The sequence below is a fragment of the Sneathiella marina genome (genome assembly GCF_023746535.1).
GTDB classification, from domain to species: domain Bacteria; phylum Pseudomonadota; class Alphaproteobacteria; order Sneathiellales; family Sneathiellaceae; genus Sneathiella; species Sneathiella marina.
Window position 1 is genome coordinate 1,003,789 of the sequence record NZ_CP098747.1, and the last position, 22,857, is coordinate 1,026,645.

The window sequence follows — 22,857 nt, forward strand, 5'->3', positions numbered from 1 at the left end:
TGACGCAGATCGCATGCCGTATCATCTTGCCCTGATGTCCATCATGACCTTTACAACGCATTCGGCTTTTTTTACACCGACCCTTATCGTTCTGCTTGCTTTCATTATTGACGCTCTGGTGGGGGATCCCAAATGGTTGTATCGAAAGATCCCTCATCCAGTCGAAATTCTTGGGAACAGTATTTCGCGTTTGGAAAAGTTGTTCCATAAATTGGACATATCTCACAGGCGGCGCTTTTGGGAGGGCGTCCTGGTTTCCGGTCTGATTGTTGGCGGAGCAATTCTTACGGGATACTTCACTGCGCTGATCTTGAACCATCTTTCTATTTTCATGATTTTGATGGCAATTTTGGCGAGTAGTCTTATCGCCTGGCGTGGATTGCTTGATCATGTGCGGGACGTGGCACAGGGCCTCGATCGCAGCCTCGAAGATGGACGTACTGCCGTTTCTCATATCGTTGGCCGGGACCCTGAAACTCTCGATGAAAGTGGTGTGAGCAGGGCAGCGGTCGAATCGCTCGCTGAAAATTTTTCCGATGGCACTGTTGCGCCCATTTTCTGGTTCGCTCTGCTGGGGTTGCCCGGTCTGTGCGCTTACAAAGCGATCAATACATTGGATAGCATGATCGGCCATCGCAACGACCGATTTGAGTATTTTGGAAAATTTGCGGCGCGTATTGATGATATTGTGAATTTTCTGCCGGCTCGAATAACAGGATTCTTGATCGTCGTTGCGGCTTGTATCTTGCCAACCGGAAATGGACGGGCGGCCTTTCGAGCCATGCTTGAAGATGGCCGGCGCCATAGAAGCATAAACGCGGGCTGGCCGGAAGCGGCTATGGCAGGGGCCTTGAATATCGCTCTTGCCGGACCGCGGCAATATGATGGAGAACAGGTCGCGGATCATTGGATGAATGCAAAAGGCCGACGAAATATTGGGCCACAGCACATTTATAAAGCCTTGCGGATATATCGATTGGCAGGCGCCCTGCTTGCGATGATATTGGGAGGCGTTGCTATCGCGATTGATTATTTTATTTAGTGCCATTGGCGACCTCGAGCATTTGATCTAGGTCGAGAAATTGTTCCATATGAGCTGATAGATTGTCTAAGGAATTTTCGATAACTAATTCAAAATTATCTGTCTTCTCTTTTCTTAATTTAAACCGGTTAATAAATTTATGCCGAAATTCATTGTTCGCGAAAATACCGTGTAAATAGCAGCCCATTAGGCGATTATCCGCAGAGATTGCGCCGTCATCGCCCGAAGAAAGCTGTATCATCGGTCGATCAAGCGCTGGCCCGGCACAATGACCTACATGCATGTGGTAGCCAGTTATGCGAGCCCCTGTCAGATGGTCGAGCCCTTCCTCTTCTTCCAGTTTCTTAACCGCGCCAAGATGAGTAGTAAAATCGAGAAGACCGAGACCATCGATAGTGCGCGCATCACCTTCGATACCCTCAGGATCGGAAAGTTTTGTACCGAGCATCTGGTAGCCGCCGCATATTCCGACAACCGTTCCTCCCTGCCGAACATGAGACAGGATATCAATATCCCATCCTTGGGAACGGAGAAAATCCATGTCTGCCAAAGTCGCTTTGGACCCAGGCAAGATGATGACATCCATCCCTTGCGGTATCGGGTGACCGGCTTTTATCATCCGAACAGAGACATCCGGTTCGGCTATTAGGGGATCGAGATCATCGAAGTTGGAAATGCGTGAGAACACGGGTACTGCGAATTGAATGGCATCTTGGCGGGCTGGTTGATTGGAGATAGAAAAAGCATCTTCCTGAGGTAGCTTATCTGCATCACGGAAAAATGGGAGGACGCCAAAATTAGCCAATCCGGTTTTCTCTGTTAGGATTTTTAGTCCGTCCTCAAACAGCGAAATGTCTCCGCGAAACTTGTTGATAATGAAGCCCTTCAATCGCTGCTGTTCTGAGGTGGATAGTAAGCTATGGGTCCCGACTATTTGCGCAATGACACCGCCGCGATCAATATCTCCTGCAAGAAGAACCGGGATATCTGCGGCTTCCGCAAAACCCATGTTGGCGATATCGTTTGCCCGAAGGTTGATTTCCGCCGGACTGCCGGCACCTTCTATCAAAATGAGATCTGCATCCTTGCCAATGCGGGCAAAGCTTTCCAGGACCTTTTCCATCAATCTGGGTTTAAGTGCCTGATAGTCCCTGGCTTTTGCATTCCCATAAATCTGGCCATGGACAATAACTTGCGCTCCACTCTCTGATTGTGGCTTGAGGAGGACCGGATTCATATCGTTGCGAAGAGGTGTGCGGGCTGCGCGGGCTTGCAACGCTTGTGCCCTGCCAATTTCTCCACCGTCGATGGTGACAGCGGCATTGTTTGACATATTTTGAGGCTTGAACGGTTGCACCCTGAATCCCCGATTGCTGAAAGCACGCGCCAGACCGGCGACAAGTAACGACTTGCCGACGTCAGACCCGGTACCTTGCAGCATGAGGGCAGGTGTCATTAGAATTCGATTCCGACTTGCGCTTTAACACCGGATCGGAACGGATGTTTTATTTGCGTCATTTCGGTTACCAGATCTGCGATATCGATCAGTTCTTCCTTTGCGTTTCGACCCGTTACAACCACATGGAGGTTCTCCGGTTTGTTTTTGAGAAAATCAATCACGTCCGCAAGCGGGAGACTGTCATAGCGCAGCACGATATTGAGTTCGTCCAGGATGACCATGTCATACTCGGGATTTTCACCGCGACTGGCTTCAATCATTTCCTTTGATTTTTCCCATGCTTTTTCTGCTGCGCGAATATCGCGTTCGCGATCCTGAGTTTCCCAGGTAAAACCTTCCCCCATGGTGTGAATTTCAATCAGTTCAGGGAATGCTTCCAGTACTTTACGTTCGCCGGTTTCCCATTTGCCTTTTACATACTGGACAACTCCAACTTTCATATCGTTACCGATGGCACGGGCCGCGAGCCCAAATGCTGCGGTGGATTTACCTTTACCCTTACCTGTATGGACAATCAGCAATCCTTTTTCGATGGTCTTGGTCGCCAGCATTTTATCGCGGGCCGCTTTCTTTTTAGCTGCTTTTTCGTTGGCTCGGGCGATTTCCTCGGGAGACAGATCTGTCGTCATTGGGTTCCCTCCTGTCTAAGTGCGTTAAGTTCGTTATGTATTGTGTTTCGTCTTGGTAGCCACATCTTTCGGTCAAGCGCTTCCTGAAATTTGTCGGCCATTTCCTGAAGGGCATCGGGATTGTTTTCTTTTAAAAACTGTTGGACTTTTTCATCCATTAAGTACGCGTCAAAGACAGCATCAAAATGATGATCCTTGACGGCTTTTGCGGTTGCAGCGAATGCGAAAAGGTAATCGACTGTTGCCGTCATTTCAAACGCACCCTTATATCCATGCCGCATGACGCCTTCTATCCATTTTGGATTGATCGCACGGGCGCGGACAACCCGGCCTATTTCTTCTTCAAGGGTCCGAATTTTCGGACTTTCTGGCCGTGAATGATCGTTGTGATAGACTGTTGGCTGATGGCCCTTTAGGTGACGGATGGCCGCCGTCACTCCGCCTTCGAACTGATAATAATCATCGCTATCAAGAATGTCATGCTCTCGATTATCCTGATTGTGAACGACGGCCTCAACCTGACTTAATCTTCGCTCAAATAAGCTATGTTCTGCAACGCCTTCCGCTCCAGCACCGTAGGCATAGCCACCCCATGCCACATAGGCTCGAGCCAAATCTCCTTCATTCGTCCAGCCTTTTTCATCCATCAAGGCTTGCAGTCCGGCGCCATACGCGCCGGGCTTGGAACCAAATAGTCGATAAGCTGCGCGTTTGCGCGCCAAGTCGGAAGGCAATCCGGATTTTTCCAGCTCGGCTTGATCCAGCCGGACTTTCGCAGCCAGAGGATTTATGGTTTCGTTTTCATCAAGGGAAGCAACATCGCGAACAGCACTGTCAAACAAAGCCATTTGTTGGGGGAAAGCATCTCTGAAAAATCCCGACACACGGAGCGTGACATCGACACGAGGCCGATCGAGCAGGCTTGAAGGTAAAATCTCGAATCCGGTCACCCGGCTGGATGCTTTATCCCAGGTGGGGCGAACGCCCATAAGCGCCAGTGCTTGGGCGATGTCATCTCCGCCCGTTCGCATATTTGCGGTTCCCCAGGCGCTAAGTACAAGGGTTTTTGGCCAGGATCCGTTTTCCTGCCGATACCGGTCAATCAACATTCCGGCAGACTTCCAGCCAAGCAGCCAGGCTGTCGGTGTCGGGATGGCACGGCTATCAACTGAATAGAAATTTCGTCCAGTCGGGAGAACGTCATTGCGGCCTCTCGTTGGTGCACCGGAGGGTCCCGGCTCGACAAATCTGCCCTCGAGCCCCTTTAGTAATCCGGACAATTCGGATTTCCCACATCCCTCAACGGTGGGCCGAAGTGATTTATTCAAATTGGACAGAACTGCTGTAGTGGCCTGCCATTCAGGGTTGGGTTTTTGACGGCCAGAGACTAACTGTCCTGCGAGCTCTTCCAGTCGCTCGACCGTATCGCCGTTGGAGCGCCAAATTGTATCGGATTGCAGTAAATCAGGTTTTGCACCTTCCCAAGCAGCTCCCATTTCGCAATCCAATGGATCGAAATTTTCAGGCAAACCAAGATCCTTCGACAGAGCCCGGATCAGCGATGCATTGGAACCAGCGCCGTCACCGCGCGGTATCCTGACGAGAGCAACAAGAAGGTCTGTAAGTTGTTGTCCGTCAGGTGAACGCCCAAAAATATGCAGACCATCTCGTATTTGCAATTCTTTAAGTTCGCACAGGTAGTTATCTAATTTGGCGAGTTGATCATCCTCGGCGTCTTCTTCCCCAATTCCGCAATCGATGTCGATCCCGGTAATTTGTGTTAGCTCTAGAATTTGCTGACGCAGAAGTGCAATACGACGGGGGTCGACGCCCGCAGCTTCATAATATTCATCTACCAGTCGCTCAAGATCGGCGAGGGGACCGTAGCTTTCCGCTCGCGTCATGGGCGGTGTCAGATGATCTATAATTACCGCTGCAGCTCTGCGCTTGGCCTGAGTGCCTTCACCGGGATCATTTACGATAAATGGATACAGGTGAACCATGGGTCCGAAGACGGCTTCCGGGTAGCAATCCTGTGATAGGGCAACCGCTTTTCCTGGCAGCCATTCCATGTTGCCATGCTTACCCATATGAACAACAGCATGAACCCGTTCTTCCTCTCGCAACCAGGCATAAAAGGCAAAATAACCATGCGGGGGTACTAGGTCTGGATCGTGATAGCTTGCGGTCGGATCAATGTTATATCCGCGTGCTGGCTGGATGCAAACGAGAATATTTCCGTATCGGTTTGCGGACAATAAGAAATCTCCGTCCACTGCAAATGGATCCGCTTCTGGTAAACCCCATCGTTCTAATACGTCCGACTGTATTTTTTCGGGAAGCGAAGAAAAAAACCGCTGGTATTTCTTGACCGAAAACTTGATGCCGTTTTTTCGCGGCTTGCCTGAATTATGGCTATTGGTCGGGCCTTCTAACAGGGCTTCGATGAGGGCATTCCCGGTTGCGGGAATGCTGTCAACATCATAGCCATTGCCTTCCAAGGCATGGAGTACTTCAACCGTGCCTGAGGGGGTATCGAGGCCGACACCATTTCCAATCCGGCCGTTTTTATTGGGGTAATTGGCGAGAATAAGAGCAATCTTCCGTTTTGGCGCAGGTGCTGCCCGAAGGCGCGCCCATTGGTGCGCCAGGTCGGCAACAAATTGAATACGGTCTTCAACGGATTTATAGGCGATGACATTCGTCTGTGTTTCCTGATCATAGCCAATATCAGCTTTAAAAGAGACGGCACGTGTCATGATCCGTCCGTCGACTTCCGGCAAACAAACGTTCATGGCAATATCGCGGGCGGATAATCCGGTAACGCCACTGCGCCAAGCTATTTCATTTCCACCTGAAAATATGACCTGTAATATCGGGCAATCTGCCGCGTCAAAAGGAGTTTCTTTTCTCGCCGTACCAGGGTTCGACAATGCGAAGCCGGTTGCATTAAGTATGACGCTTGGTGGGGCATCCTTTATTTGTTGCGCGACGATTTCGGCACAAAGCGGATCCTTAAGGCTCGCTACATAAAGAGGCAGCGGATTTAGGCCATTTTCTCGTAAGGCTGAAATTAGGTCATTGACCGGCGCCAGGTTATTTGCCTGATACAGGGCTCGATAAAAAACGATAGCGACAACAGGCGCTTCCTGATGCCAGAGCTTTGTTAACTGTCCTAGTTCAATCTTGTCAGCATCGGGCCAGTAGAGCCCTGCTTTCATTAGGAGCCTCGGTTCTTGCCAAGCCGTTCTTCCATCGAGCAAAAAGCGCGTGTAATTTAGGAAACTGGCATAATTATCCCCACCGCCTTGCACAAGATACTGCCAAAGCCGATGAGCAATATCGCGTGATACAGTGTTCAGGGCGGCGAGTTCTTCATCCGGTTGATCGTCTCCAGGCAACACAGCGAGCAGGATATTATTTTTGCGGCAGCATTCTGTGATTTGTTCGACACCATACGACCAGTAGCTAATGCCACCTAATAAACGCAGGACAACCAGCTTGGCGTGCGCAACAACATCTTCCACATATATGTCTACTGACAGATTATGAGAAAGCTGCATACTGTTAGCAAGGCGTAAAGAGATTTCGCTTTGCTGGCTTTTATTAAGTATTGCAAGGCTGGAAAGCTCGGTATCCGCAGCAGATAAAAACACAATGTCACCCGGTTGCTGTTCTAGATCAACTGCTTCGGAACCATCATTGATTCCGCCGGGTGTGGCTGCAAGTAAATGCATATCAATCCAAAATCGTTCGAGTTATAGCCGATTGATCCATGTCATGTTCGCCGATAATGACCAATTTGCTTACTCTCGTTTCCTCTGGGTTCCAGTCGCGATCATAATAATGTTGAAGCCGATTGCCGACGCCTTGCAGGACGAGACGCATATCTTTTCCAGCGAGAGAAAGAAATCCTTTTACGCGTAATATACCATGGGCTTCGATGGCGTTTTGGAGTTTGGCAAGGAGTGTGTCAAGAGAAGCGACTTCGCCAATATCAAGAACGTAACTGTCAAAATCATCATGTTCATGCTCGTCGGCATCGTCATGAACAGATGGCCGTGCCGCAAGGTCATCTTCTGCGGCTGCATCCAGTCCAAGCAGAACACGTGCATCAATTTTCCCATGACTTGTCTTGACCATTTTAACAGATGACCGGACACGGTCGCGGATTTCAGAAGTGGCAACCTCAATATCCTGATCAGCCAGCAAATCTGATTTGTTGAAAATAATCATGTCTGCACAGTTTAACTGGTCTTCAAACAGTTCTTCCAATGGGCTGTCATGATCAAGATTCTCATCATTTTCACGCTGTTCCTGAACAGCAATTGGATCTGAGGCAAACAGGCCATCCGAATAGGCTGGACCATCGATAACTGTCACAACGCCGTCTACTGTCACCTGGGTCCGTACTTCCGGCCAGCCAAACGCGCGAACGAGAGGCTTTGGGAGCGCAAGTCCAGATGTTTCCACAATAATATGATCTGGCTTATCATCGCGATCGAGCAATTTTTGTATGGTCGGTAAGAAATCGTCGGCTACGGTGCAACAGATGCACCCGTTGGCAAGCTCGACAATATCTTCTTCTGTACAGTTTTCATTGCCACACCCTTTCAGAACATCACCATCAACGCCGAGATCGCCAAATTCGTTAATGATTAAGGCAAGTTTTTTCCCATTGGCGTTTTCGATCAGATTGCGAATTAGGCTGGTTTTTCCGGCGCCTAGAAATCCGGTAATTACTGTGGCTGGAATTTTTTGGCTCATGGGTTAAGAAATCCTCTAAAAGGTGGCATCGCAAACTGCATAATTGAGGTGGGCTGAGATTTGGAATATGGCGATAAAACAGCCAACTGCTGACGGGCCTTATCAAGGAGGTCTGCAGGGCTCTTAAACGGCACTCTATTCGATATCACGCTCATCATGATCCTCCGTCATGCAGCAAAAGTTTCAGTAAAGATGGCAGGTCTCCTGGCTCGCGAATGGCACTCACACAGTCCTTCCCGAATATTTCAGTGGATTGTTGTGTCAGCTAATCGCTTACAGTTGCGGGGACAGCCGCGGCATTGATTGTGAAATCTCACCGCATTCCCTCTTAACTCCCAAATTGGGAACCATCACGGCGGACGCTAAGGCTGAACGAAGCTGCTGTCAATCGGATAAATGTGTTTGCGCCATTTTTTGCCAGCCGCAAAGGGCCGCGGTAAAGCGTTGCCAGTCTTCTTCAGTGTTCGGTAACCCAAATCGTAGAAAGCCCGGTCTTTCCGGGAACATGCGGCAATAGATGCCTCGTTCGCAGAGATACTCAAATAACTTGTCCGAGGAATCAATCTGTACACAGCAAAATAGTGAGCTCCTACCAATGATATTAAAACCGAATTCTCTTAATAGAGTTTCGAGCTGCTCTGAAGCTGTGTTTAAGGAGCGGCGTGTTTGTGAAATCCAGATATCGTCTTGCAAAGCTTTCGTTGCTATCTCCATGGCGACACCGCTTACAGCCCAAGGGCCAAGAGATTGGCGCAAGTCATCAATAGTTGTCGCAGGCCCAAGGCAAAATCCAAGACGTAGTCCTGCAAGCCCAAAGAATTTGCCGAATGATTTTAAAATGAGCGGGCCGTCCTGAGAAATTTCTGAAACGAGAGAGCAATCTTGATTGGTATCGGCAAATGCTTCATCAATAATGAGCTGACCATTTCGGGACCGCAATCGGTTGGAGAGGGCGACCAATTTTGATTTCTCAAATGTTTTGCCGTCCGGGTTATTGGGGTGAACAACAATTACAAACCTGGCTTTTTCGGAAATTTCCTTCAAGCAGCTAATTTCTCGTACCTGATGCCCGGCTTGTTTCCAGCTGGCGGCATGTTCCGCATATGTCGGAGAGAGAATATCTACTTGGCTACGAGCATATAATCTTGGGATCATCTGGATGGATAATTGAGTGCCCGGTACTGCGCAAATTTTGGCGGAGCGCGATGCACCATAGAATTTTTTTGCCGCCGCTAGCATTGATTGCTCTTCTCCTCCTCCTGGTAGGCGTTGCCAAGCTTCCGGTGAAATCGCTGGAATTGGGTATGCTCGCGGATTTATTCCAGTGCTGAGATCCAGCCACGGCCCCTTTGCTTGTGAGAAGTAACTTTGAGCCCACTGCAGATCACCGCCGTGAAAAAGGCTTCTGTTGTAGGTTGTCGAACGACGCTGCGCTGCCATGTTTTATTCCGCTACTTAAACTGCGTTGTCATAGCAGAATGAAGTTTGATTTCGTAAATTTATCCTGTAGCCTGCAGATATGACACAAACAGGACAAAGTAAGATAGTTGTTAAAGACCTATATAAGAGCTTTAACGGCGTCAACATATTGAACGGTATAAATTTAGAAGTAAAATCTGGTGAGATTTTGACACTCATTGGGCCGTCGGGCGCTGGTAAAACACTTACTCTCAAGTGTATTTTGGGACTGGTTAAACCGGACAGCGGTTCGATCCTGTTAGATGGCGAGGAAGTAACCAATCTTTCCAGCCAGGAACGGGACGAATTTTTTAAGAAATTTGGTATATTGTTTCAGCGCTCTGGTTTGTTTGACGGTTTACCTGTCTGGGAAAATATAGGCTTTCGTTTATTGCAGCAATCTGGCGCGAAGCGCAATGAGGTAAAAAAACTTGCTACTAAAAAGCTATCGGCCGTTGGCCTGTCACCTGATATAGCGGATTTATACCCTGCGGAATTATCTGGAGGTATGCAGAAACGTGTTGGCTTCGCGCGGGCCATCGCTGGCGACCCACCAATTTTGTTTTTGGATGAACCAACAGCTGGGTTAGATCCGATTATGAGTAATGTTATTAATGATGAGATCTTCAATAATGTACGGGAGCTCGGCAGTACGGTGGTAGCAATTACTAGCAACCTCCTAACCGCGCGAATTATTTCAGATCATATTGCCATGATCCATGAAGGCAAAGTTGTCTGGACTGGTGTAGTTCAAGAAGCTGCAAGTACTGATAATCCATATGTAAAGCAATTCTGGAATAAACGGAAGGATGGTCCAATTCAGATGCCTGTAACGACAATTTCTGCCTAAATTGTCACGGAGGTATTCTCTTTCGCGTCTGAAATGTCACTAACTGGCTTTCACCAATTGCGAAGAGTTATGACATCCTTTGAAAAGGTTACTACAAGTGCATCAGTGCTGCTTTTACCCCGCGAAGGCCTAGCGTGGGCAGATAATGCCGTGCCACGCCTGCATTGGTCAAAGCCGTTTCTCATTGATCACAAAATTTCGATAGCTGCAGCAGATGCTTATCGGGAGCAAGAACGTGATGACCGCACTATATTGAGGGATCAGCTTGAATTGGAAATATCTGACCTTCGTGCAGAAGTGCGTAATTTCTGGATGACTGAGTACAGGTTTCTGGAGAAAATTCTTTCAAAGGATCAGCTTGTTATTTACGCACCGGGGTTTTTGACCCTCGCACGACTTATGCCTAAGAAGCAGGTGTATTGTCGGCGTCTTGTTGTCAGGAAATATCTAAGCACTTGCAATATAATAATGACCAGATTTACATCAAAACTAGTAAATCAGTTTGTTCGCTCGAGTGTTATTTTGTACCCAACGTCAAAGATATTTGTTGCGGCAAGAAAATTTGCAGATTTGGCGAACCGGTCTGCGGATCAGTCTGCGCGTGCTAACAAATGGCGGGTTATCATGATGGTCAGGTCAATGCACATGATGACTGATATTGAAATCTGCTCATTTTTTTGCACAGAGAATGACTATTTTTGTGAACTTTCCCTGCTCTCGGAATTTGTCCGCCGCTACAAAATTGAGAGCGCTGATATTTTTAACGTGTCTGGCGAAGAAATAAACAATTTTTGGACGCAGGAAATTCAGGCAACAAGAATTCTACAATGAATTCTCGATTGCCTGAGTAATACGGACTTGCTGTTCAGCTAACCGGTAAGCCAATTCTTTTTCGCAAACCTTCGTCTCGAATTGTGAGCTCCTGTCCAGCGAGATCATCAGCAGCGCTGCTGCATAACCAAGCAATGGCGATAGCCGGCTCATCTGCGGATGAAAGATTTTCTCTTGGAATTTGACTAACAGGATTGATACCGGATGCCCGTATGGCAACTTGCATTTCTGTATCAACCACTCCGGGTGCAAAGCCGAATACACGAATCCCATCACTTTCAGTCTCAAGTGCCGTTGCCCGCGTCAGCATATAAACGGCCGCTTTTCCCGAACAATATGCACTCCAGCCCTCCATCGGACCATGTGCGGCGCCAGAACTGATATTAATAATGGTGCCAGATTTTTGGTCAAGAAAATGGGGTAGGACGGCGCGTGTGCCATGGTAAACGCCCAACATGTTTACGGAGCTATTTTTTGCCCATTCCTTTGGTTCACTTGTTGCGATTGGCCCGATGGGATCAACGATACCAGCATTATTAATTAGTACATCCATGCGTCCATAGCGTTCCATTGTGTCCGAAATCAGTTTTTCGACTGCCCGATAGTCTGACATGTCGCAACTGGCCGCAAATGCTTCCCCGCCGGCATTCTTTATAATTTTTAGGGTATCACTACATGCTGCGGCCGATCGCGAGGACAAGCAAAGTTTAGCACCTTGTTTAGCGAGCTCAACAGCAGCAGCAGCGCCAATGCCACGACTGGCCCCGGTTACAAGAATGACTTGATCGGATAGATTGCTCATATCGTATTTTCCTGTATTGATCTAATTAAAGTGGTTTACGCCAATTTGGAACGGATTTTAAAAAGATGAACCCGGCTTTTTCAGAAACTCTTCTTCAGCGGGCGTGCTTGTTCTACCCAGTATATTGTTTCGGTGTGGAAATCGTCCAAACCTTTCAATAATGTCATAATGCGCCTGCGCATAGTTTATCAGATCGGTGTTTCCTGTTTCAATGAATAGCTGAAGTGATCGTTTTTGGTTGTCCATATCTTCGCTATGTTCAAACGGTAATATGACAAATTGTTTTTGCACCAAATTTAATTCCTTAAAGAACCCGCTTGCCATTAAATGACGTGTAATTTCCAATGCTTTTCCATCTGTTTCAAAAGCGCGTTTGCTTTCTCGAAAAATATTACGGGGAAACTGGTCAAATAAAATGATCAAGGCGAGGCAGCCCTTTTTCGATTCCGTCCAGGCTAAATAATGCCCAGCTGCGGCTGCTTCCAAATCAGAAAGGAAAAGAGTTCTGATTTGTGTATCGAAACTTGGATTTTTCAAAAACCACTCTGTTCGCGTTTTTCCGAATTCTGGATGATTTTCAGGAAGGAACCAAAAGTCGAGTATAGCTTGAACGCGATCCAAATTGATAAGTCCCTATGAAAGTCTTAGGAGAAAGGTAATTAATGTACTTTACTATTTGTGCAGTTTCGAAATTTAGCGCGATAGGCGCTAGCTGACAAGGTGAACGGTGATGAAAATTTTGAGTACATACAGGATTGGGCTACTATTCGTTTTTTGTGCATTATTTCTTAGTGCTTGTGATCAACGATCCGAGGATGACATCATTACCGGGACACTGGGCCTGACAACACCATCAGCGGTCCAAGCTGCAATCGGCCCAGCTGATAATATTTCAAATATGGGAAATACCGAAATCTGGAATTACGAAACCTCATCCAGCGATGTCTGTTTTATAGTAGCGGGAGATACAATTATGCAATTCTCTTGTTTTGAGTGAAACTGGAATCATTACTTCTTAGCCGGATTCTCTTGATTTCCATCTTCTGGATTGTCTCGATTTTCTTCTAGTACTGCTTGATAACTGACAGCATCTTCATTTTGGATAAGAGCCTCCGCGTTTTCCGACATCATGCCTTCCGTTGACACATCGTCCGGGGTATTTCCATAATCCTGTTGATTTTTTTGCCTGCTCGCTTTGAATTTTAAATATTCGAAAGTTGTTTTCGAGGCGCGCATCAAAAATACGGTCTCCTTTCCGTAGATATCGTCCCAAACCGCTCGAAAATCATTTGCTTGTCCAGCCGCCAGTTTTTGTGCACGTCTTGCTGTAAGCAGCCAAAGCGGACTGATCATCAAGCTCAAGGCAATAACAGTGATCATGAGCTGAGCAATATCAGGAGATACGAAATCGCTGTCACCCCCTGTAGCCATAAGCAAAAAGGAAAATTCTCCGATTTGCCCTAGAGCTGTTCCCGCGATAAATGCAGATCGCCAATCGACACCTGTGACTCGCAAAATCATTATATTCACGAGGGTTTTGATTAAAATGACAGCAAGTAGCATTACCAGGACAAGAACGATGTTTTGGATGATATAAGTCAGGTCGATCAGGAGGCCGATGGACAAAAAGAAAATCATCAACAAAATTGCCTGTATCGGCTGGGTAGCCTCGACGATACGTTCGCGCTCCTGACTGTTGCCAATAATAAGACCCGCCAAAAAGGCGCCAAATGCAGGTGATGTGCCTACCATACCGCTTACAGCGGCCATCCCTAAACAAAAGACTATTCCGAAAAGCGGAAGTAAATCCGCGTTGCCTGAAATTGCTTTGAGAAAGGGAAGATGGACGCGTTCGCGTTGGCTGAGGAAAAGGATAAGAGCAATGAGGAAACCAATAGCCAAAGCGATAGTGAGTATCAGTATGGGAATATTAAGCTCAGTTCCTGATAAACTCCCAATAATGAGCAACATTGGAACAACAGCAAGATCCTGCGCAATCAGAAGACCTATCGCGATATTACCGGTTCTCTGGTGAAGTTCTCCTATGTCTTCCAGGATCTTTACAGCAACGGCCGTCGAACTGATGGACAGGCTGAAAGCTAACAATAGGGTTAATTGCCAGGGCCAATCAAGATACCAGGAAAGTAGGCTCATTATGCCATAAGCAATGGCGACTTGAAGAAATACACCCCCAATAGCCGTTTTCCATATGCGCATAAAGGATTTGAGGTTGAGCTCCATCCCAATGAGATACAGCAATAGCAAGACACCAAGTTCCGCCAAAATTTCGACATTTGCGCGATCTTCAACGAAACCAAACACAGACCGTCCCAAAACCATCCCGGTCAGCAGGTAGCCAACAATCGCCGGCTGCTTGATGTGGGTCATAATCATGCCAAGAACGAGGGCCACAGTAGCGATAATCGCAATATCAGTAAGTTGGTGCATTTAAACTACTAATTTTGGTGTAGGGTTGAATGATGTTTAGGCAACTCGGTACAGTCAATCTAACAGATATTAGTTAATTTGTTGATTATATTGATGACGTTTATGAAAGATAAAAATGGCCATTATATGGGCAGCGATCTTGGGTCCACTCTATTGATCGGGTGCCGACAATCCTTGAGGATGGACTTGGGACTATGCATCGCTTAATTCATTGGATCAGTTTAAGCGTGTTCTGCGTGGCCGCTTCGATTGCGACGTCTCTTACAATGGCAAATGAACAGCATCAACCAACTGAGCCGAAACTAGTACTCCCGGGGATCAAAGGGGCGGATGATAGAGTTCGGGTCGATATATCCAGGTATCCCTGGCGTTCAGTTGGCCGCTTAAACCGATCAGGAAATTTTTGTACCGGTGTATTGGTCGGCCCTGCACAAGTGATAACAGCGGCTCATTGTTTTTGGGATAACCGGCTTCGAAAGTGGGCGAGCCCGGAGAACATTCACTTCGTAGCAGGATACGAGCGTGGCAATTATTTGGCGCATTCAAAAGTTGAAAAATTCGTGCTTTCCGGAAATCGCACTCCAGGTAAAAATCATGGAAAGCCTGAAATCCTTGAAGATTGGGCGATTGCAACCCTCAAAGAGCCTCTGGGCGAAAAATTTGGCTACATTCCAGTGAGTAAAATGGATGATCCAGCAATTGACATTACTTTTGTTCAGGCGGGATACAGTAAAGATATTCCGCACATGCTGACTGTCCATGATGGATGTAGAATTGCAGGTATCGAAAAGGAAAGCGATACTATTGCGACTATTCTTCTTCACGAATGTGATGCAACAAACGGTGATTCAGGATCTCCCATCTTTATGAAGAATGGTTCAGAATTCTCTTTGGTGGGCCTTCATGTTGCAACATACAAGCCAGGCAATCGTGATGTTCTCGGAATAGCTATCTCATCCGATCAATTTCGCAGCAGTATTCATGCTTACTTGCCTTAAAAATACAATTTTATGAAAAATAACAGAAATTTATCGATTAATACCTCATATGAGGGATGTGTTACTGAATTCTGGTCGCTAGGTTAATGAGGTTGAAACAGAATTTATTTTCTAAACAGTCGATTTAACCGTCATTACACGGTATACTGCGCCAAACCGTCAATTATGAGACGATTTGGCGCACTTTTAAGGAATGAACGTAAAAATGAGTATCGTTCTTTTCGAATGGAGAGCAGGTTTGTAGATGATTGAAGATGATGCAGAACAGACGTTGCCAATAGATTTAGATCTTGATCTAGATGAAGTGGTCGATTTAGATGCTTTGTTCGATGCTCTGAATATTGCTGCAAAAGATGGCGTCGACTCTATGGAATTTACGGCGCATGAAAATGGTGGTGGAGTATTAACGGTTTCTGGCCAGGACCTTGATATCAACGCTATGCCGTCTGGCCTGGATGATTTAAATGATCAATCAGATGATCTATTGAAATCAAATATTGTTTCTGACGAATCTTGATACTTCTGTTTTTATGATTGAACAGACATCATTGCCCTGAATTCAGCACCGGCTTTGGATTCGAAAAAATCTGTCATTGCTGCAACAATTCTTTGATCGTATTTTTCCGGGTTATTTCTAAAGACGCGTAACGCCTCATCAATTCCAATGGTTTCGCGATAACCTCGCGGTGATATGCGGGCTACCAAAATGTCTGCCATACCCAGGATACGAGCGGAAATTCCGATTTCGTCATCCGCTAATCCGTTAGGATATCCGGAGCCGTCTAGGCGCTCATAAAGTTGTGTAACAGCTTCCAAAATTGGTGTTTCGATTTCTGCTTCTTGTAACAGTTTTTCAGCAACCAACACATGTTCCTGCATAATGTTTTGTTCTTGAGCATTTAAACGGCGCTCCTTTTCCCGAATGCTTCTGGGAATCGAGATTTTTCCAATCTGAGACAAATGTGCGCTTGTTTCGATAATACGTCGTGTTTCTACAGGAAGATCGAGTTGTTCTGCAATATGCTCGGCCAGATGTCCCATACGGTTAGAGTGATCTGCTAGATAAGGATCATTTGCTTCAAGCATACGAACCAGAACCGTAATGGCTTTTTTATCCATCTCTTCTTTGCGTCGCTGAAATTCAACATATTCTGTAACGTCGCTACCCACTGTTACGATGCCTATAAAATTGCCGTCATCGTTGAGAAAGCGGGATTTAGCTATTCGAATAGTCCGCACACCCTGCATTGTTTCTATGTCGATAAATGCGTTTATTGTTTGCTCTGTTGCAATCGCTTTTCTGTCATATTCAGCCATCTCCCGTGCAACTTTTTCACCAAATAACAGTCGATCCGTTTTCCCCGGTATTGCCCTGATAGGAGTATCGACAAGGCGTGCAAAAGACGGATTGGCGTAGATATACTGTCCTTCGGGATCTGAAAGGCTGATATGTTCGTCAATCGTATTATTGATACTACCCAAAAGACGCCGCTGCACATTAATCTGAGTGGCAAAGTCTTTGTATTGTGTCGCCAGCGCTGTAGCGCTTTGATTTCTCAAAATCAACCATAGTGCTAAACACAGACTGATAATCACAATAATAAAGCTGAGTGCCAAGCCTATTATAAACAGGGAATAGGTTTTTAGGCTCGACAGAGCATCCTTGCCTGCCACCTGTTCGACAACGAAAAGAGAGGTGCCATTGACTGCGTGGCTTGCGGAATAGATTGTATCACCATTTTTTGCCGCCCAGGATTTAAAAGGTACCATTTCGGAGGAAAGATTTTGATCAGCTTCGGGTGAAACGAAGGGAGCTTTCGATGGGAATAGTTCTATATATTCGCCTTCTTCGAACTGGAATAATCTTACCTTCACGGGCTCCAACGAAAAAGGTGAGGGGTCCAAAGACCCAACCAACTGTTCAGACGCTGTAATGGTCAAAAGCAGCACTCCGACAATATTTGCCTCAGTTGCCAGATCATTTGATTGGGCGGCCTTAATGGGTATGAGCAGGTCAAAGACTAATCCGTGATCTGTCGACCTGAAAGGCGTAATTGTCACATCATTCTTGGCATATTGCTGAACAGCTATTTTTCGTTGTGTATCTATTAGCGACGGAGCACCACCTGACGCCAAATATGCTCTCCCGTCCTGTCCAATCATATAAGCGCCCAAAAGGGAGTTTTGTTGGACAAAGGAAGTTATTGCACCCTGCATATAGGGAAGTTGACTCTTCAAAGGTGCAGGAAGATCCTGGCCTTTAGTTAAATTAATTTCCGTTGCAAACAATTGAAAAAGCTCATTGTTGACAATTCTACCTGCTTGTTCTGAAGCCACATTGAGCCATGTTTCAATGACTTTTGCTTCACCGGCTGTTGTAATTTCCATCCTGTTTTGCAATTCTGATATGAGTTCCTTTTTTCGGATCTCAATGGCGTAATCGGCGGCAAAATAAGAAAGAATAAGAAGAACAGCCAACAGGATTCCACCAATTTTCCATGGATTGCTATTCATATGTTGCCCACTCTCTGGAGCTTCACTTGGCAGAAAACTATTCAATTCAAGTTTTGTAACAGTGTCAGTCATTTTGCGTTGTTCCTTGTGAAGCCTGCTCGACTGAGACCGCTTTTGGTATATGAGCCCACCTGTTCTGTTCGTTCACCGAATAGAGCGGTAGATAATATGGAGTGAAGCTCTCGCTTAATATACTGTCATTGAGATCGTCAAGAATGTATATTTTTCCGCCTGTTTTAACACTCAGAACAGTGTGTACATTATTGCGCAAAACATCATTCGTTACGACAATTCGCATGTCTGATGGCGGCACGCCTAACTCTTTAAGACTGATATATTTCATGATGGCGAAATCTTCTGAATCGCCCCCATTTTCCATAAATTCAAGAGGTGTCGCCCAATAGTCACTCACTGCATAATTTTCCGTATCAGTGCGTTTCCGCCAACTATTCAAAAATCGATTAATTTGCTGAATTTGGACACGTTTATCCGACGTCCGTAATTCGTTGATTTTCGCACGCCAAAGTGTCATTTGTTGAGAATAGCAGTCCTCAATCTTGAGATCGCATTTTTTCGCTTCGATGGCAACTTCTTCAAAGCTTTCGATAACTCGTTTCCACTGAGGCAGTGCGCTTAGGTTATCCGAGGCAATTTCGACAGTTCCGAATAACCCATCTACATTAACGTCGGCATATGCCGATTTCATTGGGGCAAGCGATAGTGTCGCTGACAAAGTTACTATAGATAAACAGGAAAATCTGGAAAAGCTGCGCATTAGCGTTCTCTTAAGGCCGAGTCTCGGGTTTTCAGGATTGGTTTCAAGATATAGTCCAAAACGGTTTTATGGCCGGTTAATGTATCAACTGAAGCAACCATACCTGGAATTATTGGATAAGTGTTTTCCCCGCGTTGGAGATAATTCTGATCAGTCCGTACAATAATTTGATAAAAACTCTCTCCGGTTTGTTCGTCGACAATTGTGTCGGCGCTGATACGTTCGAGCTTTGCAGGCAGGCCTCCATAAATTGAAAAGTCATAAGCTGTGATTTTTACGGTCGCTTCTTGGCCAGGCCTTAGAAAGGCAATGTCAGAAGGTCGAATGCGGGCTTCTACCAATAATGAGTCATCAATAGGGACAATCTCGACAATGTCTTGGCCGGGCCTCACAACGCCGCCGATTGTTTGAATTTTAAGTTCTTTGACCTCGCCATTTACTGGAGATCGGACATCTGTTCTGGCGACCCGATCTGCAACACCTAATATGGCCTGACGTGCAGCTTCATATTCTGCTCTTACGACTCCAAGCTCTTGAGAGGCCTTGCTTCGAAAGGTAAGGATCTTTTCTTCTATGCGCTGATTGGCTTCTTTAAGAGCGCCGTCAACTCTCGGCAATGCTAGGTTTGATGCCGAAATTTGACCCTGAAGCTCATTTATTTCTCGCTTCAATTGCAAAAACTGCACTTTTGGCACAATACCTTTTTTTACAAGTGGTTCCGTGATTGATTTTTCTTCGTTCGCGAGCGCAAGGGTGGTGCGCAATTGCTTGAGGCGACCATTAATTTCTTGAATTTCCTGACTGCGTTGCTGGGCCTGTTGCCGCAGAATGGAAATTTGCGATTGAAGTTCTGACTGGCGAGCATTGAAGAGATCTTGCTCGCTGATGGAAATGTCTTGTCGCTCTGCGAGAAGTTCGGGAGGGAAGGTAATTCCTGATCCAGATGCTTCCGCCTCAAGACGTGCAATCTTGCCCATTAAATTCAGATAATTGGATTCAATTTCGCCAGCACGTGATGAATATCCTGTATCATCTATTCGCAGCAGTATTTGCCCCTTTTCGACAATATCACCTTCACTAACTAACAGTTCCTCCAGGATGCCGCCTTCAAGATTTTGGATAACCTGGACTTTACTGGAAGGGATTACCTTGCCATCTCCACGGGTTACTTCGTCAAGGACAGCCCGGTCGGCCCAAACATAAGCGGCGACAAAAAAGGCAACGATACCGAATAGCAGAAGAAAGGATCGAGGGTTCGGTCCTTGTATTTTCGCAGCAACCACATCTGACGCAAAGTCTGAATCATTCCATTTCAATTTATCTGACATTAGATATCCTTCTTTCCTGATACCTGCACTGTCGTCGCCTTAACCGTTTGCGCCTTGTGTTTGGTTTGCTGTCCAATTTTCAATATTTCGTCTCGCGGACCGTCTGCGGCGATCTTTCCGTTCCCCAACACGATAATTCTGTCAACGAGAGAAAAAAGGGATGTCCGATGGGTTACCAGCAGGAGTGTTTTATCTGCAACAAAGCCTTCCAGGCGATTGATAAAACGCCGTTCTGAGTTCAAGTCCATTGCACTTGTTGGTTCATCTAGCATAAGTATGGGCGGATTTGGCAGCAATGCCCGCGCAAGGCCAATACTTTGCCTTTGGCCTCCTGACAAGGTTGCACCTTTTTCTCCCACATGCAGGTCATATCCATGCGGATGCCGGCTAACAAAATCATGTACTCCGGCAAGTTGAGAAGCTTTTAAAATCATGTCGTCGTCGGCTTGAGGATGCCCCATGGTAATGTTTTGCCGAACAGTCGCCTGGAACAAGGTAATGTCCTGCATGACGGTGCCGATACTCCGTCGAATATCTGACGGATCAATCTGGCGAATATCCGTGCCATCAATTAAAACGGCCCCTTCATCTGGTTCATAGAGATTGATCAACAGTCGAGAAATTGTGGTTTTGCCGGAGCCAACAGGGCCAATAATCCCCACCTTTTCTCCAGCTTTAATCTTGAACGAGATGTCGCTTAACGCGGGAAGGTCTGTATCCGGATATTTGAAAGTAACATTTTGAAACTCGATGTCGCCTTGGATATTGGGGCGGCTAAGATGTCGTTTTTCTGCAGCTCTCTCAACCGGGAGGGCCATAATGGTGTTCAAACCTTTTAGGGCGACAACTGCTTGATTTAGCCTCGTAAGCAAACCAGCAATCTGGCCCAGAGGAGCCATTGTTCGACCGGTCAGGATAGTACAGGCAATCAATGCTCCGACGGTCATCGCTGAATTCGGTTCACTCATCAATATTACACCGTAAACCACGACACCTACTGTAACTAGCTGCATAGCGGCTGCAGAAAGATTTATGCCCAAACCAGCGAAGAAACGAGCTGCAACACTCGTTTGTGCAGTCTTACCAACAAACCGTTCCCATTCCTTTTGCATGTGACCTTCGACGCCCATACTCTTTACTGTATCCAGTGCAGAGATGGTTTCAATGATCACTCCATGTTTCATGGAGGCCTCTTCTGCGGATTTGGATACGGCATGCCGCATCGGCCATTGTAAAAAAAGACCAATGAGTAGAACTACCGGAATCGCCATTGCCGGAATAATGACGACCGACCCTCCAATGAGGTAAATAATAAAGAGAAAGATGCCGAGAAAAGGAAGATCAACAAGTGCTGTCACTGTTACTGACGTAAAAAAATCCCGCAGGGTTTCAAATTCTCGCAAGTGATTAGCAAAGGCTCCGGCGGACGCTGGTCGGGCTTTAACTTGAATATTGAGAACCTGTTCAAAAATTCGGCTCGAAAGTAAAACATCAGCACGTTTTCCCGCATTATCGACAAAATAACTGCGCAATGATTTTAAGAGCAGGTCAAATGCAATAACGATGATCACACCGATAGCTAGCACCCAGAGCGTTTCAATGGCTTTATTAGGAACTACTCGATCATATACATTCATGATAAATAGGGGGCTTGCAATAGCAAAACTATTGATCAAAAAAGCGGCAATAATAACTTGAAGATAGGTTGGCCAAAATTGCCACATAGTCCCCCAGAACCAAGATCCTTTCCTTGGTGTAAGACTTTCATCTTTATCCACCCGATATTTGAAGGCGGGCCTGACTAGAATGGCATACCCTGCATACATGGCTTCCAGATCTTCCAAAGGAATGGATTGGCTTCCTTCGCCAGTATCTGAAAAAATTACTTCGGCAAGGCCTTCTTTGCGCGACAGCAGTATGCAGGCGCGACGGTCTGTTAACAAAACAACAGACGGCAAGACAACGTCAGGGATTTTTGCAAGCTGCCGATTGGATATTCGTGCGCTGATACCAGCACGTTGTGCCGCGCGGACAAAAAGTTGAGGTGTTAGTTTGCTGTCTTCGAGCGGAAGCCCATAAATCAATGAATCTGCGGTGCGTGGGCTGTCAAATATTTTTGTAAGAGTGGTAAGACAGCCAAGTAACGCATCCTGATCTGCTCGGCTGACCTCCGATAGGTTAATTTTCCAATTTTCTTTCGTCTCATTTCCATTGATTTTTTCTTCTGAATTTGGAAGATTATCTGCATTCGCTGAAAGGGTAGCTGGGTCGACGTGTTTTTGCTCTCCGTCTCTAGGCGCAAACAGTTCTTGAGCAGTTTTTATGCCCATGTGGCCAGTTTTGGTTTCATCTGTCACAGAGCTATCCTTGTTGTCCGTCATGCCCATCGTTCCAATTCAGGCTATTCGCTTTTATTGCCACAGAAACCAAGAGAATTAACACCAATTTTCCAGTTCCACCGCATGTCAATGTTCTGTGCTTAATTAGGTCGACAATCGGGCCATTTGATGGCATCGGGAAGAACGGAAGTTCGCCCCACTTTTCAAGTCTGCTAAAAATGTCACAATTTTCATTAACTAATTCAACACTAGATTAGTGAAAAACCGGTTAATTTTTTGTTTCTTTTTGACATCTTCCTTTACGTTTAATAAGAGCATTTTACAGTTAAAGAACATAATGTTAGGCGTTTACTTAATTAGCTACCCGTTCGATAAAAGGTGAAGTGTTTTCGTTAAATTTTCAGTAAAAATTAACCATAACTGATTCTTTCGATTGAAACTAGCCTTCCAACCTCAATTATGGGCACAGCTCCGATGAGGTGTGATTGTTATGGTATTAAAAATGCAGAAGTTCAGCCTTTATTATTGTGTTATTTCCGCCACAGCTGGCTTTAAGGGGGGTTTTTAAATAAACGACTTGTACGTATACGGTTGATTGTCGGCTTGTCTTGCCGCAA

At 46.1% G+C, this 22,857-nt stretch carries 17 protein-coding genes and 1 riboswitch; of the genes, 5 read left to right on the forward strand and 12 right to left on the reverse strand.

The features are described 5' to 3' along the window. Positions 1–13 precede the first annotated feature (13 nt). Positions 14–1,042, forward strand: coding sequence for an adenosylcobinamide-phosphate synthase CbiB (gene cbiB / locus NBZ79_RS04835; RefSeq protein ID WP_251935974.1), 1,029 nt, complete (start codon positions 14–16; stop codon positions 1,040–1,042). Here cbiB and NBZ79_RS04840 read toward each other — a convergent pair. The 5 genes from NBZ79_RS04840 to cobD form a co-directional block, all read right to left on the reverse strand. Beyond that, positions 1,035–2,498, reverse strand: coding sequence for a cobyric acid synthase (locus NBZ79_RS04840; protein ID WP_251935975.1), 1,464 nt, complete (start codon positions 2,496–2,498; stop codon positions 1,035–1,037). The two genes, cbiB and NBZ79_RS04840, sit on opposite strands and share 8 nt — an antisense overlap. Then, the gene (gene cobO / locus NBZ79_RS04845; RefSeq protein WP_251935976.1) at positions 2,498–3,130 is read right to left on the reverse strand and encodes a cob(I)yrinic acid a,c-diamide adenosyltransferase; all 633 of its coding nucleotides are present in this window, start codon (positions 3,128–3,130) and stop codon (positions 2,498–2,500) included. Before cobO ends, NBZ79_RS04840 begins: the two co-directional genes overlap by 1 nt. Next, positions 3,127–6,867 carry a cobaltochelatase subunit CobN gene (cobN, locus tag NBZ79_RS04850; protein ID WP_251935977.1) on the reverse strand — a complete coding sequence of 1,247 codons (3,741 nt, stop codon included), beginning with the start codon at positions 6,865–6,867 and terminating at the stop codon, positions 3,127–3,129. The genes cobO and cobN overlap by 4 nt, the downstream gene beginning before the upstream one ends. Before the next feature lies 1 nt (position 6,868). Further along, positions 6,869–7,897 (reverse strand): cobalamin biosynthesis protein CobW, encoded by a 1,029-nt coding sequence (gene cobW, locus NBZ79_RS04855; RefSeq protein WP_251935978.1) that lies wholly within the window; start codon positions 7,895–7,897, stop codon positions 6,869–6,871. 177 nt (positions 7,898–8,074) lie between these two features. After that, positions 8,075–8,264, reverse strand: a riboswitch (cobalamin riboswitch). A 17-nt stretch (positions 8,265–8,281) separates the two neighbouring features. Then, positions 8,282–9,337, reverse strand: a complete 1,056-nt coding sequence (gene cobD, locus NBZ79_RS04860; RefSeq protein WP_251935979.1) for a threonine-phosphate decarboxylase CobD — start codon at positions 9,335–9,337, stop codon at positions 8,282–8,284. A gap of 79 nt (positions 9,338–9,416) precedes the next feature. On the opposite strand from cobD, the gene NBZ79_RS04865 reads away from it, so the two are divergent. Continuing rightward, positions 9,417–10,205 (forward strand): ABC transporter ATP-binding protein, encoded by a 789-nt coding sequence (locus NBZ79_RS04865; RefSeq protein ID WP_251935980.1) that lies wholly within the window; start codon positions 9,417–9,419, stop codon positions 10,203–10,205. A 69-nt stretch (positions 10,206–10,274) separates the two neighbouring features. Beyond that, complete coding sequence (locus NBZ79_RS04870) at positions 10,275–11,036, forward strand: hypothetical protein (protein WP_251935982.1); 762 nt, start codon at positions 10,275–10,277, stop codon at positions 11,034–11,036. Between the two features lie 34 nt (positions 11,037–11,070). On the opposite strand, the gene NBZ79_RS04875 is transcribed toward NBZ79_RS04870, so the two are convergent. The 3 genes from NBZ79_RS04875 to NBZ79_RS04885 all read right to left on the reverse strand — a co-directional run bounded on the left by NBZ79_RS04875 (position 11,071) and on the right by NBZ79_RS04885 (position 14,286). Beyond that, positions 11,071–11,838 carry an SDR family NAD(P)-dependent oxidoreductase gene (locus NBZ79_RS04875; RefSeq protein WP_251935984.1) on the reverse strand — a complete coding sequence of 256 codons (768 nt, stop codon included), beginning with the start codon at positions 11,836–11,838 and terminating at the stop codon, positions 11,071–11,073. Positions 11,839–11,895: 57 nt separating this feature from the next. Continuing rightward, positions 11,896–12,459, reverse strand: coding sequence for a DUF924 family protein (locus NBZ79_RS04880; RefSeq protein ID WP_251935985.1), 564 nt, complete (start codon positions 12,457–12,459; stop codon positions 11,896–11,898). Positions 12,460–12,846: 387 nt separating this feature from the next. Next, positions 12,847–14,286, reverse strand: a complete 1,440-nt coding sequence (locus tag NBZ79_RS04885; protein WP_251935987.1) for a cation:proton antiporter — start codon at positions 14,284–14,286, stop codon at positions 12,847–12,849. Positions 14,287–14,480: 194 nt separating this feature from the next. Between NBZ79_RS04885 and NBZ79_RS04890 the strand changes: the two genes are divergently transcribed. Together NBZ79_RS04890 and NBZ79_RS04895 are read left to right on the forward strand one after the other, a co-directional pair. Next, positions 14,481–15,284, forward strand: coding sequence for a trypsin-like serine peptidase (locus tag NBZ79_RS04890; protein WP_251935988.1), 804 nt, complete (start codon positions 14,481–14,483; stop codon positions 15,282–15,284). Positions 15,285–15,528: 244 nt separating this feature from the next. Further along, positions 15,529–15,801: a hypothetical protein gene (locus NBZ79_RS04895; RefSeq protein WP_251935989.1), complete on the forward strand. Its 273-nt coding sequence runs from the start codon at positions 15,529–15,531 to the stop codon at positions 15,799–15,801. 11 nt (positions 15,802–15,812) lie between these two features. Here NBZ79_RS04895 and NBZ79_RS04900 read toward each other — a convergent pair whose 3' ends face one another. Genes NBZ79_RS04900 through NBZ79_RS04915 form a run of 4 tightly spaced genes read right to left on the reverse strand, consistent with a single transcriptional unit; the run spans position 15,813 to position 22,282 of the window. Continuing rightward, the gene (locus tag NBZ79_RS04900; RefSeq protein ID WP_251935990.1) at positions 15,813–17,870 is read right to left on the reverse strand and encodes an HD domain-containing phosphohydrolase; all 2,058 of its coding nucleotides are present in this window, start codon (positions 17,868–17,870) and stop codon (positions 15,813–15,815) included. Continuing rightward, a complete protein-coding gene (locus NBZ79_RS04905; protein ID WP_251935991.1) occupies positions 17,863–18,573 on the reverse strand; it encodes a transglutaminase-like cysteine peptidase in 711 nt (236 codons plus the stop codon). Before NBZ79_RS04905 ends, NBZ79_RS04900 begins: the two co-directional genes overlap by 8 nt. Next, the gene (locus NBZ79_RS04910) at positions 18,573–19,901 is read right to left on the reverse strand and encodes an HlyD family type I secretion periplasmic adaptor subunit (RefSeq protein WP_251935992.1); all 1,329 of its coding nucleotides are present in this window, start codon (positions 19,899–19,901) and stop codon (positions 18,573–18,575) included. Before NBZ79_RS04910 ends, NBZ79_RS04905 begins: the two co-directional genes overlap by 1 nt. Further along, complete coding sequence (locus NBZ79_RS04915) at positions 19,901–22,282, reverse strand: type I secretion system permease/ATPase (protein WP_251935993.1); 2,382 nt, start codon at positions 22,280–22,282, stop codon at positions 19,901–19,903. The genes NBZ79_RS04910 and NBZ79_RS04915 overlap by 1 nt, the downstream gene beginning before the upstream one ends. Positions 22,283–22,857: the final 575 nt, after the last annotated feature.

Bases quoted from the DNA above. Each gene is read 5' to 3' on its own strand.
- NBZ79_RS04910 (WP_251935992.1), bottom strand. From the start codon at position 19,901: ATGTCAGATAAATTGAAATGGAATGATTCAGACTTTGCGTCAGATGTG.
- cobW (WP_251935978.1), bottom strand. From the start codon at position 7,897: ATGAGCCAAAAAATTCCAGCCACAGTAATTACCGGATTTCTAGGCGCC.
- NBZ79_RS04885 (WP_251935987.1), bottom strand. From the start codon at position 14,286: ATGCACCAACTTACTGATATTGCGATTATCGCTACTGTGGCCCTCGTT.
- NBZ79_RS04905 (WP_251935991.1), bottom strand. From the start codon at position 18,573: ATGCGCAGCTTTTCCAGATTTTCCTGTTTATCTATAGTAACTTTGTCA.
- cbiB (WP_251935974.1), top strand. From the start codon at position 14: ATGCCGTATCATCTTGCCCTGATGTCCATCATGACCTTTACAACGCAT.
- NBZ79_RS04865 (WP_251935980.1), top strand. From the start codon at position 9,417: ATGACACAAACAGGACAAAGTAAGATAGTTGTTAAAGACCTATATAAG.
- cobO (WP_251935976.1), bottom strand. From the start codon at position 3,130: ATGACGACAGATCTGTCTCCCGAGGAAATCGCCCGAGCCAACGAAAAA.
- cobN (WP_251935977.1), bottom strand. From the start codon at position 6,867: ATGCATTTACTTGCAGCCACACCCGGCGGAATCAATGATGGTTCCGAA.
- NBZ79_RS04895 (WP_251935989.1), top strand. From the start codon at position 15,529: ATGATTGAAGATGATGCAGAACAGACGTTGCCAATAGATTTAGATCTT.
- NBZ79_RS04875 (WP_251935984.1), bottom strand. From the start codon at position 11,838: ATGAGCAATCTATCCGATCAAGTCATTCTTGTAACCGGGGCCAGTCGT.
- NBZ79_RS04890 (WP_251935988.1), top strand. From the start codon at position 14,481: ATGCATCGCTTAATTCATTGGATCAGTTTAAGCGTGTTCTGCGTGGCC.
- cobD (WP_251935979.1), bottom strand. From the start codon at position 9,337: ATGGCAGCGCAGCGTCGTTCGACAACCTACAACAGAAGCCTTTTTCAC.
- NBZ79_RS04840 (WP_251935975.1), bottom strand. From the start codon at position 2,498: ATGACACCTGCCCTCATGCTGCAAGGTACCGGGTCTGACGTCGGCAAG.
- NBZ79_RS04900 (WP_251935990.1), bottom strand. From the start codon at position 17,870: ATGACTGACACTGTTACAAAACTTGAATTGAATAGTTTTCTGCCAAGT.
- NBZ79_RS04915 (WP_251935993.1), bottom strand. From the start codon at position 22,282: ATGACGGACAACAAGGATAGCTCTGTGACAGATGAAACCAAAACTGGC.
- NBZ79_RS04870 (WP_251935982.1), top strand. From the start codon at position 10,275: ATGACATCCTTTGAAAAGGTTACTACAAGTGCATCAGTGCTGCTTTTA.